We start from the raw sequence: 13,452 nt of genomic DNA, 5'->3' as shown, positions 1-13,452 counted from the left end.
TCCATGTGTGAACAACAGCAGAAACGCCCCCTGCCTCACGTCGATGCCGCCGTACGCGCGATTGCCCATCCGCTGCGGCGGGAAATCCTGAAGTGGCTAAAGGCCCCACAGTTGTATTTCCCCCTGCAAGAGTGGGACGTTGAACGCGGAATCAGTGTCGGCCAGATCACCCAGCGGTGCGGCCTGTCCCAATCGACCGTGTCCCAACATTTGGCGGTCCTCAAACAGGCGGGCTTGGTTGATGCCTGCCGGACGGGGCCCTTTCACTTTTATCGGCGCAACGAAGCAGCAATCGAAGCGCTGGCGAAATCGCTACAAGATCAACTCCAGAATCAGCCAGGTCGCCCCCGCTAGACACCTGCTCCGAAGCCATTACAGCCGGGGCCTCGCGGGCATTAGAAACATAATGCGATCAGTCCCCAAACAAAACACCCATGTTTGTTTGCAAGGCGGGCCAATATACTCCCATCCAGTATATTCACATACTCCCCCTCAGTACCGGCGTACACTGGCCACCACGCCTATACTGGAGTCGTTCAATGCCACATTCGCCCGCTGAAAAAAAACGTGTATTAGGCAGAGTCAATCGGGTCCGGGGCCAACTGGATGCCCTGCAAGCTGCACTTGAACAAGGTTCTGAATGCGGCCCGGTTCTGCAACAGATTGCAGCGCTGCGTGGCGCGGTAAACGGTTTGATGGCTGGCGTTCTAGAAAGCCATCTCAGGGAAGAGTTTTCACAGCTGACCGACACGTCGCAGGCACAGCGTGCCTCGATCGATGAAGTGGTTTCACTGGTGCGCACTTACCTCAAGTAAGCCCCGAACCCTTCAGGCCCTACGCTGCACCAGCCATACGAGCCTTACCACTTGGAGAAAAACCTTTATGAAATCCCGTGCTGCAGTTGCATTTGAACCAGGCAAGCCACTTCAAATCGTCGAGATCGATGTGGCGCCGCCGCGCAAAGGCGAAGTGCTGATCAAGATCACCGATACCGGCGTGTGCCATACCGATGCCTTCACCTTGTCTGGTGATGACCCTGAAGGCTTGTTTCCGGTGGTTCTGGGCCATGAAGGGGCTGGCATCGTCGTGGAAGTCGGCGAAGGTGTCACCAGCCTCAAGACGGGCGACCACGTTATCCCTCTGTACACCGCCGAATGCGGCGAATGCCTGTTCTGCAAGTCCGGCAAGACCAACCTTTGCGTCGCGGTCCGTGAGACCCAGGGCAAAGGCGTTATGCCCGATGGCACTACGCGGTTTTCCTATAATGGCCAGCCGCTCTATCACTACATGGGTTGCTCGACATTCAGTGAGTACACCGTGGTGGCGGAAGTCTCTGTCGCGAAGATCAACCCAGACGCCAACCCTGAGCACGTATGCCTGTTGGGCTGCGGCGTAACCACCGGGATTGGCGCAGTGCATAACACCGCCAAGGTGCAACCGGGGGACACCGTTGCAGTATTCGGTCTCGGCGGTATTGGTCTTGCCGTTATTCAAGGCGCGCGCCAGGCCAAGGCCGGCCGCATCATTGCCGTGGACACCAACCCGGGCAAGTTTGAACTCGCCAAGTCTTTCGGTGCTACCGACTGCATCAACCCGAAAGACCATGAAAAGCCGATCCAGCAAGTCATCATTGAAGCGACCGGCTGGGGTGTGGACCACTCGTTCGAATGCATCGGTAATGTGAATGTCATGCGCGCTGCGCTGGAAAGTTCGCACCGTGGCTGGGGGCAATCCATCGTCATCGGTGTGGCCGGCGCGGGTCAGGAGATTTCCACACGTCCCTTCCAGCTTGTGACTGGTCGCACCTGGAAAGGCTCGGCGTTCGGCGGCGTCAAAGGCCGTACGCAACTGCCGAAAATGGTTGAAGACGCGATGAAAGGCGAAATCGAGCTGGCGCCTTTTGTCACCCACACCATGCCACTGGAACGCATCAATGAAGCGTTCGACCTGATGCATGAAGGCAAGTCGATCCGCACCGTCATCAAGTACTGATGTGAGGCCCGGGGGCGGCAAATCCCTCGGGTCATTTCGAGTTCCTTAACGATCTGGAGATACACAGTGAGCGACATCAAACTTCATCCATCACTGGATAACGGTCTATCCCCTGCTGCCGCTGACTTTACCGGGGGCACTCTGCAATGCCTGTGCGCCGCGGATAAGGTCGAGGTGACCATCGCTGCCCAGACCCTGCATAACCATGCCTGTGGTTGCAGCAAATGCTGGAAACCGGCGGGCGCGACATTTGCCGTCATCGCGGTGGTGCCGCGCGATGCTGTCAGCGTCACGGCACATGCCGACAAGCTCGCCATTGTGGACAAGAACGCAGCCATTCAGCGCCACGCCTGCACTGCGTGCCACGCGCACCTGTACGGGCGTATCGAGAACAAGGATCACGCCTTCTACGGTCTGGACTTCGTTCACACTGAACTGTCGCCACAGACTGGTTGGTCTGCGCCGGGGTTCGCGGCGTTCGTTTCTTCGATCATTGAAACCGGCACCCCTCCTGAGCAGATGAAGGGCATCCGTACACGTCTGCGCTCAATCGGCCTGGAGACCTACGACTGCCTATCCCCGGACTTGATGGATGTATTGGCAACCCAAGTCGCCAAGCTCAAAGGCATCGCGCAGGCTCACTGATACGGGTAACCGTCAGTTCTGCACTAAAAAAGGCGCCGCCAATCGATTTGAACAATTGACGGCGCCAAACCGTTTTCGAGCGCTGTAAACGCCTCAAAACGGGCACCCAATCAAGTGGCTAGTGCACAGCCTTTTGTCGCTTGAACCCATGCAGCAATGCGTCAGTCGCCACGATCGCGTCATACACCAGGTCCGGCGTCACCGTGAAAGGCATGTTGTGCATCGTGTCGTTTTTATCGCAGGCCAACTCGGCGACTTTTCTCCACTCCGCTTCTTTGAAGTGTTTGAGCCCCAAGTCTTCGAGCGTCAGAGGCAAACCCACGGCCATGGCAATGTCCACCACCTCCTCAACCTCCGCCATAGGCGCAGCTTCCATCACGAGCTGGGTGAACAGGCCGAACACGACCTTTTCCCCGTGTTGTGCACCGTGCAGGTCATGCACGTTGGTCATGCCGTTATGGATCGCATGCGCAGCGGCGCAACCACCGGACTCAGCCCCGACAGCCGACATGTAGATGGTGGCCTCAATCGTATTCTCCAGGGCAGCCGTAATGGCTTTCTTCTGCACCGCGAATGCCGCTTGGGCCGAATACTTTTTGATGGTCTCGTAGCACGTTTGCGCAATCGCAAACCCGATCAATGTGGGTTTGAGCATCTTGCCGTCATTGCCCAGGATCAGATTGTCACGCTGCGCGGCAAAGCACGCTCGCGCCTCGAAATACGTGGCCAGACCGTCACCCACACCCGCAGCAAAAAACCGCGGGGGTTGTTCGGCCAGAATGCGTGTGTCGGCTAAAACAACGTCCGGGTTTTTGGATAAAAACAGATAGCGATTGAACGTATCGTCGTCGTTGTAAATCACCGAAATCGCCGTGCAGGGCGCGTCCGTGGAGGCTAGCGTAGGCAGGATCAGCACGGGTTTTTCCAGGAAGTGTGCTGCCGCCTTAGCGGTATCCAGGGTTTTCCCGCCACCTATCCCCACGACATAATCAGCCCCGCGTGCCACCTCCACGTGCCTGTTGATTTCACTGTCGGAACATTGCCCACCAAACACGGCCAACTCCGCGCGTTGTTCGTTCTTGAACCCCGGCATCGCTTTCTCATGAACCCGGCCGACGATAAATTGATCGCAGATCAAATAGGCATTGGCCCCGAAGGCTTTGCCATGTAGTGCTAAATCCACCAGCGCATCGGCCTGGACCAGAAATTTGGCCGGCGATGCAATGCCTTTGGTAATTGTCATCTCATTCCCTCACGTCGCCTGCGCAAAACGCTCAACGTATGCACGCTTGAGCGTTCCCCAGCGCTGATGACGAATCAGTTAAATACCATTCCGCCATCGATGATCACGGCCTGCCCGGTCATGTAGTTGGAGTCAGGGCCGGACAGGAACGAAACACAGGCCGCCACATCTTCGGGCTGGGAAAGTCGCTTCAATGTGATGTGCTGAGCAAATTGTTCCATTCCCCATTCAATGCTTTGATTGGCGTTATCGGCCACGTCCTGGGCGACCTTGCGCATCATCGGTGTGTTCACGATGCCAGGGCAGTAGGCGTTTACCGTAATACCCAGATGAGCCAATTCCCGAGCTGCGGTCTGGGTGATACCACGCACGGCAAACTTGGTCCCGCCGTACACCGCCAGGTCAGGGTTGCCGATATGACCCGCCTGCGAAGAAGCGCTGATGATTTTGCCGCCGTGACCTAACGCCTTGAACGCCTTTACTGCTGCCTGTATGCCCCAGAGCACACCGCCCACGTTGATGTCGAACGTGCGGCGATAGATCTCTGGCGTAATCGACTCGATGGGCGCAATGGGCGCAATGCCTGCGTTATTGATGACCACATGCAGGTCACCCAAACCATCCACCGCGGCCTGCACGGCCTTGAAAACATCCTCGCGGTCGGCCACATCGACCTTAATCGCCAGGGCTTTGCCGCCGGTTCTCCTGATGTTTTCGGCCACCTGACAGGCTGTTTCAAGGTTCATATCGGCACAGGCTACGGCGAAACCATCGGCCGCCAAGCGCAAGGCAATGGCCTCTCCAATCCCTTGACCGGCACCGGTTACAAAAGCAACTTTTCCCAAGGACTTAGTCATGCTGGTGTTCCTTCTTATTCGTGATGGGGGTTACAGACTGCTCACACATCTGCCCAGGCTCAGAAGCTTGCCTGCAGCTTCACACCGGCGACCCAGGCATTGTCCACCTCGTAGACGCCACCTGGATTGCGCACGTACTGCACGTTCGGGCGCACGGTCAGCCAGTTGGTCACGTGTACGCCGTAATTAAGTTCGATGTTGTATTCGCTGTGCTGCACAGGAACGTACTGTGGGTCGTCGTAATCACTGATGCCCGTGCTGTCGTTGATAAGGCGCTGGCGCTTGGTCACGTCGTCATTGACCTTGAGACGTGCGATACCCACGCCGAGGTCATCTTGGGGCCGCGCATCAAACGGGCCTTTGTAGACCGCGCCGATATTCTGGAAGCTTTCGATACCACTTGTGGCTTTGTCATGCACGGTCAGGCTGGCAAATACACTCAGACCGCGCGAAGCATCGCCGTTATGGGTTGTGAGCTGCTGTTGGCCAATGATCCATGCGCCGTGTTTGCTGCTGCGTGACTTTGGCGCCTGGCCGGTCAACACCTGCGGGTTACCGTTGACGTCGTCGTACAGATCGTTGGCGCTGGCACTGCTGTGGTAGTAACCCAAGCGGTATTCACCGGGTAAGGCATCTTTACCGACGGTTGGCTTCCAGATGACCTCCACCGGCACCAACGCGCCTTTGGTGCCACTGCCGCTGAGCTTGAAACCGTTGCCTGTCTCCAGGTACGACGGATTTTGCTCATACACCCCGACCTGCACCGCCCAGCGATCATCGAGGTTATAGCGCACGCGCCCGCCCCACTGGCTCACTGGTCCGCTGTACCAGACATCACCGGCGACGTTGCCGATGGGGGCACTGCAAAACGACAGACTCTGGAAGTCGCAGGGAAAACTGGCGAAGTCTTCGTTGACGCCCACGCGGCCGAACTTGAGATCCAGGGCGCTGTTGAAAAATTTCTGGCGGTACCACATCTGGGTCAGGCGCCAGGTCTGTCCCCTGCCCCACACCTCCTGCACCGAACTGAGTTGTGGCGCGCGGGGATCGGAAACGCGCTCGTTGGAGAGGTTGTTGCCGTTGCGTTCCGTCACCAGCAGCTGGAACTCTGCGTCATTCCAGCCGAGTAATTTTTGCAAGTCCAGGTGAGTGCCCAGTGCCCATTGCGCGGTGTAGCGCGCCGTACGGTCATGGTTATAGCCTCCGTGGACATTGGTGGCAGCTTCGCCGACGTAACCGACGATCACGTCAACGCCCTGCTCCAGTAGCTCACTGCGTACCCCGCCCCAATCTCCGGTTCCCCATTTCGAGGAAGCGTCGTCCGCCGAGGCCGGCACAGCGATGCATGACAGGAGCCCGAGCCCCAGCGGCAATTTCCAAGCGATGTTCATGTCGATTTATCCTATTGTTTTTATGTTTTACGACACAGCGTTGACCGGACCGCAGGGCAGCGCCCTGGCGGTCACTCAAGAAAGCAATCAGTTGAAAAATGGGGCGCTACAGATCAAATGCCGGCCAGGCACAGGTATTTAATCTCCAGGTAATCCTCCAGCCCGTATTTGGAGCCTTCGCGGCCAACACCCGACGCCTTGACCCCACCAAACGGCGCGGCTTCGGAGCTGATAATGCCGGTGTTGACTCCGACGATGCCGTACTCCAGCGCCTCGCCCAAACGAAACACCCGGCTCAGGTTTGCGGTGTAGAAATACGCCGCCAGGCCGAACTCGGTGTCGTTGGCTTTAGCGATGACCTCGGCGTCATCGAAGAAGCGAAAGACCGGTGCAAGCGGGCCGAAAGTCTCCTCTTTGGCGACGCGCGCGGTGTCCGGCACATCCACCAGGATCGTGGGCTCAAAGAAATTGGCGCCCTGGGTATGTGCACCACCGCCCAGGACTACCTTGGCGCCTTTGGCCAAGGCATCCTCAATATGCTCGCGTACCTTGGCGACGGCCTTGCCATCAATCAGCGGCCCAAGCGTGACGCCCTCGCTAAAACCATCGCCAATCTTCAGAGCGCCCACCGCGCAAGCCAGTTTGTCGACGAAAGCGTCATACACCTTGTCATGCACGTACAAGCGATTGGCGCAGACGCAGGTCTGCCCTGCATTGCGAAACTTCGAAGCGAGCGCACCCTCAACGGCAGCGTCCAGGTCGGCATCGTCGAATACAATAAAGGGCGCGTTGCCGCCCAGTTCCAGAGAGACTTTTTTGATGTCGTGAGCGCATTTTCCCATGATCTGGCGCCCGATCTCAGTGGACCCCGTGAAGGAAATCTTGCGTACGACCGGGTTGCTGGTCAGCTCCTCGGCAATCTCTGCCGCAGCACCCGTGACCACCGACAGCACACCTTTGGGAATGCCTGCCTGTTCGGCGAGGTACACCAGCGCCAATGCCGAGAACGGCGTCTGGGAGGCTGGCTTGATGACCATTGTGCAACCCGCGGCCAGCGCCGGACCGGCTTTGCGGGTGATCATTGCGCTGGGAAAGTTCCACGGAGTAATGGCGGCGCAAACACCCACGGGCTGCTTGATGACCAGCAGACGCTTGTCCGTTGCGCCTGGGATGATATCGCCGTAGACCCGCTTCGCTTCCTCCGCATACCACTCGATATAGGACGCGGCGAAGACGATTTCACCCAGCGCTTCAGGCAGCGGCTTACCCTGTTCCAGCGTCATGATGTGCGCTAGGTCATGCTGGTTTTCGATAATCAAGTCGTACCAGCGCCGCAACGTATTTGCGCGTGCCTTGGCAGAAAGCTCACGCCAGGCCGGCAACGCGTGCTCAGCCGCTGCGATGGCCCGGCGTGTTTCAGCCTTGCCCATGCGCGGCACCTGGCCGATAGTGGCGCCCGTCGATGGGTTGCTCACTGTGATCGTGGCTTCGCTGTCTGCAGCCAGCCATTCACCGTCGATAAAGGCTTGATGACGCATGAGTTCGGGGTTGTTCAAGTTCATTGCAGGTTCTCCGTTACGCGACGCTTGGTCGCGCCTTCGACACTGACGGCCTTGAACTTGAAGCCCCGGTAGTCATCGTTCTTGACCGCTGCCAAATGTTCGTTGAAGGCTCCCAATCCCCCCATGTAGAAATACACCTTGTTGCTTTTGCCGGGGATATTGGCACCGAAGATCCACGAATCGGTCTTGGCGAACAGCGTCTGATCGGCAATATCCTGGCAGGTCTTGCCCCATTCCTGCTCGCTTTGCGCAGAGGGCTCCACGCACGCCAATTCGTTCTGTTCCATGAACCCAACCAGATCGGAGACCCATTCCACTTCGGTCTCAATCGTCGGCGGAAGATTGGTAAACGGACCGTTAGGCCCCAGGATCATGAACATATTCGGGAATTTGGCGGTGGCCACCGACAGGTAGCTGGATGGGCCGTCAGCCCAGTGATCCTTCATCGAGGTGTTGTCACGCCCACGGATATCGATGCGTTTGTAGTTGCCGTCTACAGCGTCAAAACCGGTGGCAAACACCAGCACATCGAGTTCGTGCTCAACCCCATCTGCCGTACGAATGCCCTTGGCAGTGATCTCTTCAATCGGGTTGGCCTTGACGTCAACCAGCGACACATTGGACCGATTGAAGGTAGCGTAGTAACCGCTGTCGCACAGCGGGCGCTTGGCGTAAAGATCGCGGGGCATCAACTTGCGGGCTGTTTCCGGATCCTTGACGATCTCGGCGATTTTCTCGCGAACGAAGTTTTGCGCCTCGATATTGGCCTCTTCACTGGTGGCGATATCGTTAAAGGTCTGGAACATGTAGCGAAAGCCACCGCCGCCGTCCCAGGCGCGCTGGAAGATGGCTTTGCGTTCAGCCGCATCAACACTCATGGTGGGAATGTCGCTTTCGGGGAAGCCGAACGCCAAGCGCGAGGACCGCACCTCCTGCCAGATCGCGTCATAATTGCGTTTGATGTCGTCGACGTAGTCGCGACTGACCGGACCATTGCCCACCGGCACGGTGTACTGCGCAGAGCGCTGGAACACGGTCAGGTGCCCGACGGTCGGTGCGATCGCAGTAATGACCTGACACCCTGTCGAACCCGTGCCGATTACCCCTACGCGCTTGCCTTCCAGCACAGCATCGGCCGGCCAGTTGGCGGTGTGATACATGTGCCCCTTGAACTGGTCGAGGCCTTTGATCTTGGGCACATTCGTTGCGGACAACAGGCCCAGCGCCGTTACCAGGTACTTGGCGCTGTATTGATGACCATCATCGGCCGTGACCAGCCAGCGGCTGCTCTGCTCGTCGAACACGGCGGCGGTAATGCCTGTTTCAAGCTGGATATCGCGGCGCAGGTCATGGCGATCCACTGCGTGGTTCAGGTAGGACAGGATCTGCGGCTGGGTCAGGTAGCGCGTGGTGATGTCCCATTCCTGGCACAGTTCGCGGTCCCAGGAGAAGCAATAGACGAACGATTCACTGTCGGATAGCGCGCCGGGGTAGCGGTTCCAGAACCAGGTACCGCCGATGCCACCGGCCTTGTCGAAGGCGCGCACCTTCAAGCCCAGTTCATCGCGCAATTTCTTGAGCATGTAAATGCCGCCGAAACCTGCACCAATCACAATGGCGTCGTAGTTGATAACGTCGGTGCCAACGGAACGTTTGGCCAGAACTGTAGTTGTCATTATGTTCTCCTGTTTCGATCAAAGCGCCTGCGGGTTGCAACTCAAAAACAAAGTTGCAGGCAAGCCGTATCCGCTCCCCTGAATAAGGATTCAGCGGACGTAAAATTGATAAGTGAGCGGGGTCAGTTAGAGCGAGAAGCCGCCATCAACAGCAATCGCCTGCCCGGTAACGTGGGGTGCGCACGCCAGGTAGACGGCCAATTGGCCCATGTCTTCGACGGTTTGCGCCTGCCCTTGAGGCAGCAGGCTGGACTGGTGCCGCTCCCAGGATTGCACTTCGGTTTCGCCCGGTTGCGCCCAGCGCGCGGAAAGCCCCTCATCACCGCGCCACATTCCGGTGCCCACCACACCGGGGCAGAGGGCGTTGACCGTGATGCCTTCGCGGGCAACCTCCTTGGCAAACGCGTTGGTAAAACCGATCACGGCGAACTTGGAGGCGCTGTAGTGAGAGAGGTCCGGGAAACCGACTTTGCCGGCAATCGAGGCCAGGTTGATGATGCGGCCGAAGTTGTGCTCGCGCATCAACTTGAGTTCGGCCTGGCAGCAGAGGAATACGCCACGGGCGTTGATGTTCATAATGCGGTCCCACTCGCTGACGGCCAGCTCTTCGACCCGACCGAGGCTCACCACGCCTGCGTTGTTGACCGCCACATCCAGGCGGCCAAACTGCGCCCTGACCTGCTCAATCAAACTGGCGACACTCTCGGGTTTGCTGACGTCAACTTGCAGGGCCACAGCCCGACGCCCCAGGGCCTGGACCAAGGCGGCAGCCTCTTGCGCGATCCCCAAATCGTAATCGGCCAGCACCAGGTCTGCGCCCGCCTGGGCAAGGCTCAGCGCAATACCCTGGCCAATGCCACGGCCAGCGCCTGTCACCAGGGCAACCTTGCCGTTCAGGGAGAAATTCACAGCGTTGAATTCGCTCATGTACTGCCTCTGTCGTTATTGTTGTTGAGATGCGACCGTTCGACGCGGCCTGCTGAGACAGACAGAGCAAGTGGGATGCCAACACCTTTATATCCAGCCACAAAGCCCGGAATAGAAGGCTCAATGCTTGATTAATCGCAATCGCCCCACTGGCTGTCGCAAGACATAACCGCTCCAGTCTCACGTGGGACGCTGCGAATACTGAGCGGTTATGTCTCACCGACACCGGCTGACGGATTCAGCTTGAAGGGAGTGGCCAAGCCGCCTTTAATGGCCATCAACAGAAAAATAAGATCTAACCTTCGGAGGTACCATGTCCTCTGGTTTTTCGAAGACTCATGTGGAACACGTGAGTCGCGTATTGCGCACTGCCCAGAATGCCCCGACTCTGCCGGTGCCGAATGCCATCCTCGATTCCTGGCGTCGCTCGGTACAGCACTACAAGCTCGACCCGGGGTCTTTACAGGGCCCGAGGGTGCTGGAGGCTCACCAGATCAATGAGCATCGCCAGCGTGTCGACGATTTCCTGCACCTGGCCGGTGATGAAATGTCGCGGCTGCACAGCCGCGTACGCGACGCCGACTACTGCGTGATGCTCACCGATACGCTGGGATGTACCGTCGACTACCGGATCGACTCGGCCCTGCGCGGCGAGTACCGTCGCTCCGGCATGGACGTCGGCACATGCTGGTCGGAAAAGGAAGAAGGCACGACAGCGGTCAGCGCGGTGTTAATCGACAAATTGCCGATCACCGTGCACAAGCTTGATCATTTCCGTGCAGCGTTTATTGGCAATACCTGCTCTGCGGCGCCGATATTCTCCCCCAGCGGCGAGATCCTGGCGGTATTGGACGTGTCTTCAGTGCGTGCTCCAGATGACCGGCGCAGCCAGCATCTGATTCGGCAAATGGTCATTCAAAGCGCCACAGAGCTCGAAAATGCCTACTTCATGTACAGCACCCAAGACCTGTGGGTATTACGGGCGCACCCCTTGCCCGGTTATGTCGACAGCCAGCCGCAATGCCTGTTCGCCTGGGACCGGGATGGCCGCATAGAGGCGCTCAACCCCGCCGCGCGGCGCCTGCTGTTACAGCGCTGTGGCCGAATCCCCGCGCATATTGACGAAGCCTTCACCTCAGCCAAGCTGCCCGCAGCCGGGGATGACAGCCTCCACTTTCTGCCGTCGATGGGGTTGCATGTGCGACTCAAGTCACCCCGCCGCCCCATCAGAGCCCCAGTGGCCAGCCACCCGGCATCAGCGCTGGACCCCAAGGTTGCGCAGGCAATGGAGCTGGCGGTACGGGTCAAGGATCGTGGTTTGCCTGTGTTGATCCATGGTGAGACCGGTGCGGGCAAGGAGTTTTTTGCTCTGCAACTGCATGCCGCCAGCAAACGTCGGGACAAGCCCTTTGTCGCGGTGAACTGTGCGGCGATTCCCGAGAGCCTGATAGAGAGTGAATTGTTTGGTTATGCTGCTGGCGCCTTTACCGGCGCCTCAACCAAAGGCATGCGAGGCCTGTTGCAGCAGGCCGACGGCGGCACTTTGTTTCTCGATGAAATCGGCGACATGCCCCTAGCCCTGCAAACCCGCCTATTGCGCGTACTCAGCGAAGGTGAAGTGGCGCCCTTGGGCGGTGCGCGCACCCAGCCCATCGATATTCAGGTGATTTGTGCCAGCCACCGCGATATTGCCACGCTGGTTGAAACCGGCAGCTTTCGTGAAGACCTGTTTTTCCGCCTGAGTGGTGCGCGCTTCGATATTCCGCCGCTGCGCGAACGCAAAGACAAACTGGCGTTGATCAACACACAGTTGGACGACGAATGCCAGCGCTCGGGCGAGCGCCTGGAACTGAGCGAAGCTGCACTGGAGATGCTCTTGAATTACAGCTGGCCGGGCAACATGCGGCAACTGCATCACGTGCTGCGATACGCCTGCGCCGTGTGTAAAAGCCAGGTGATCGGGGTGGATGATCTGCCAGTAACGCTCGGCGCGAGTGCGCCGGTAAAAGCCCAGGAGACCGTCAGCGGCAGCCCGGAGCGCCAGGCGTTGATCGACACGCTTGTGCGCAATCGCTGGAAACCCCTGTTGGCCGCGCAAGACCTGGGGATCTCCCGTGCAACGCTGTACCGCAAAGTGAACCTGCATGGCATCAAAATGCCCGGCAAGGGCTCGTACAACTGAGCCTGCGGCAGGCGGGCTCTTCGCTCGCCTACCGACAGGTTCTTACAGCGCCTGCTGCAGCGCCGGGACGGCTTCGAACAAGTCCGCCACCAGGCCGTAATCAGCCACCTGGAAGATCGGTGCTTCTTCGTCCTTGTTGATCGCGACGATCACTTTGGAGTCTTTCATACCGGCCAAGTGCTGGATCGCGCCGGAGATACCGACGGCGATGTACAGCTGTGGCGCAACGATCTTGCCGGTCTGGCCGACCTGCATGTCGTTGGGTACGAAACCGGCGTCGACGGCCGCGCGGGATGCGCCGACCGCAGCACCCAGCTTGTCGGCCAGGGCGTACAGGTGCTTGAAGTTGTCACCGTTCTGCATGCCACGGCCGCCGGAAACGACGATCTTGGCAGCGGTCAACTCAGGGCGATCCGACTTGGCCAGCTCTTCGCCAACAAAGCTGGAAGTGCCAGCGTCGTGGGCAGCGGAGACGGCTTCAACGGCAGCCGAACCACCTTCGGCGGCAACCGGGTCGAAACCGGTGGCACGTACGGTGATGACTTTGACCGAAGCAGTGGACTGTACAGTCGCAATGGCGTTACCGGCGTAGATCGGGCGCTTGAAGGTGTCGGCGCTTTCTACCGAAACGATCTCGGAGATCTGGTCAACGTCCAGCTGCGCGGCAACGCGTGGCAGGATGTTTTTGCCGTTGGAGGTAGCGGCAGCCAGGATGTGGCTGTAGCCAGCGCCAAGCTCTGCAACCAGAGGAGCGACGTTTTCCGGCAACTGGTGAGCGTAAGCGGCGTTGTCGGCCACCAGCACTTTAGCCACGCCAGCGATTTTCGCTGCGGCTTCAGCCACGGCGCCAGCGCCCTGGCCTGCAACCAGCACATGGATGTCACCGCCGATTTTAACGGCAGCCGCAACGGTGTTCAGCGTGGCCGGGGCCAGCACTTTGTTGTCGTGTTCTGCAATAACCAAGATAGTCATTTCTG

General features: G+C 58.7%; 12 protein-coding genes. 5 read left to right on the top strand and 7 right to left on the bottom strand.

Annotated elements, in window-relative coordinates; genetic code table 11:
- The first annotated feature begins 3 nt into the window (after positions 1-3).
- From BMY54_RS11780 to gfa, 4 genes are all read left to right on the top strand, one after another.
- Positions 4-354: an ArsR/SmtB family transcription factor gene (locus BMY54_RS11780; RefSeq protein ID WP_093432446.1), complete on the top strand. Its 351-nt coding sequence runs from the start codon at positions 4-6 to the stop codon at positions 352-354.
- Positions 355-539: 185 nt separating this feature from the next.
- On the top strand, positions 540-815 hold the full coding sequence (gene frmR, locus BMY54_RS11775) for a formaldehyde-responsive transcriptional repressor FrmR (RefSeq protein ID WP_093432443.1): 276 nt from the start codon (positions 540-542) through the stop codon (positions 813-815).
- Positions 816-882: 67 nt separating this feature from the next.
- The gene (locus BMY54_RS11770) at positions 883-1,992 is read left to right on the top strand and encodes an S-(hydroxymethyl)glutathione dehydrogenase/class III alcohol dehydrogenase (RefSeq protein ID WP_093432440.1); all 1,110 of its coding nucleotides are present in this window, start codon (positions 883-885) and stop codon (positions 1,990-1,992) included.
- 66 nt (positions 1,993-2,058) lie between these two features.
- Positions 2,059-2,637: an S-(hydroxymethyl)glutathione synthase gene (gene gfa / locus BMY54_RS11765; protein ID WP_093432437.1), complete on the top strand. Its 579-nt coding sequence runs from the start codon at positions 2,059-2,061 to the stop codon at positions 2,635-2,637.
- 118 nt (positions 2,638-2,755) lie between these two features.
- Here gfa and BMY54_RS11760 read toward each other — a convergent pair whose 3' ends face one another.
- From BMY54_RS11760 to BMY54_RS11735, 6 genes are all read right to left on the bottom strand, one after another.
- Positions 2,756-3,880 carry a glycerol dehydrogenase gene (locus BMY54_RS11760; protein ID WP_093432434.1) on the bottom strand — a complete coding sequence of 375 codons (1,125 nt, stop codon included), beginning with the start codon at positions 3,878-3,880 and terminating at the stop codon, positions 2,756-2,758.
- Positions 3,881-3,954: 74 nt separating this feature from the next.
- Positions 3,955-4,737, bottom strand: a complete 783-nt coding sequence (locus BMY54_RS11755) for a (S)-acetoin forming diacetyl reductase (protein ID WP_093432431.1) — start codon at positions 4,735-4,737, stop codon at positions 3,955-3,957.
- Positions 4,738-4,796: 59 nt separating this feature from the next.
- Positions 4,797-6,128, bottom strand: coding sequence for a carbohydrate porin (locus BMY54_RS11750; RefSeq protein ID WP_093432428.1), 1,332 nt, complete (start codon positions 6,126-6,128; stop codon positions 4,797-4,799).
- Positions 6,129-6,241: 113 nt separating this feature from the next.
- Entirely contained in the window at positions 6,242-7,690 is a 1,449-nt protein-coding gene (gene gabD, locus BMY54_RS11745) for an NADP-dependent succinate-semialdehyde dehydrogenase (protein WP_093432426.1), read from the bottom strand.
- Positions 7,687-9,366, bottom strand: coding sequence for a flavin-containing monooxygenase (locus BMY54_RS11740; protein ID WP_093432423.1), 1,680 nt, complete (start codon positions 9,364-9,366; stop codon positions 7,687-7,689). The genes gabD and BMY54_RS11740 overlap by 4 nt, the downstream gene beginning before the upstream one ends.
- 126 nt (positions 9,367-9,492) lie before the next feature.
- Complete coding sequence (locus BMY54_RS11735; RefSeq protein ID WP_093432421.1) at positions 9,493-10,293, bottom strand: SDR family NAD(P)-dependent oxidoreductase; 801 nt, start codon at positions 10,291-10,293, stop codon at positions 9,493-9,495.
- Positions 10,294-10,606: 313 nt separating this feature from the next.
- Here BMY54_RS11735 and BMY54_RS11730 point away from each other — a divergent pair, with 313 nt between their 5' ends.
- A complete protein-coding gene (locus BMY54_RS11730) occupies positions 10,607-12,475 on the top strand; it encodes a sigma-54-dependent Fis family transcriptional regulator (RefSeq protein WP_093432418.1) in 1,869 nt (622 codons plus the stop codon).
- Between the two features lie 42 nt (positions 12,476-12,517).
- On the opposite strand, the gene BMY54_RS11725 is transcribed toward BMY54_RS11730, so the two are convergent.
- On the bottom strand, positions 12,518-13,447 hold the full coding sequence (locus BMY54_RS11725; RefSeq protein WP_093432415.1) for an electron transfer flavoprotein subunit alpha/FixB family protein: 930 nt from the start codon (positions 13,445-13,447) through the stop codon (positions 12,518-12,520).
- Between the last annotated feature and the right edge of the window lie 5 nt (positions 13,448-13,452).

Source organism: Pseudomonas sp. ok266 (assembly GCF_900110195.1).
GTDB classification, from domain to species: Bacteria; Pseudomonadota; Gammaproteobacteria; order Pseudomonadales; family Pseudomonadaceae; genus Aquipseudomonas; species Aquipseudomonas neuropathica.
The sequence above is the reverse complement of the archived record's forward strand: the minus strand, read 5'-3'. Positions and strand labels throughout refer to the sequence as shown.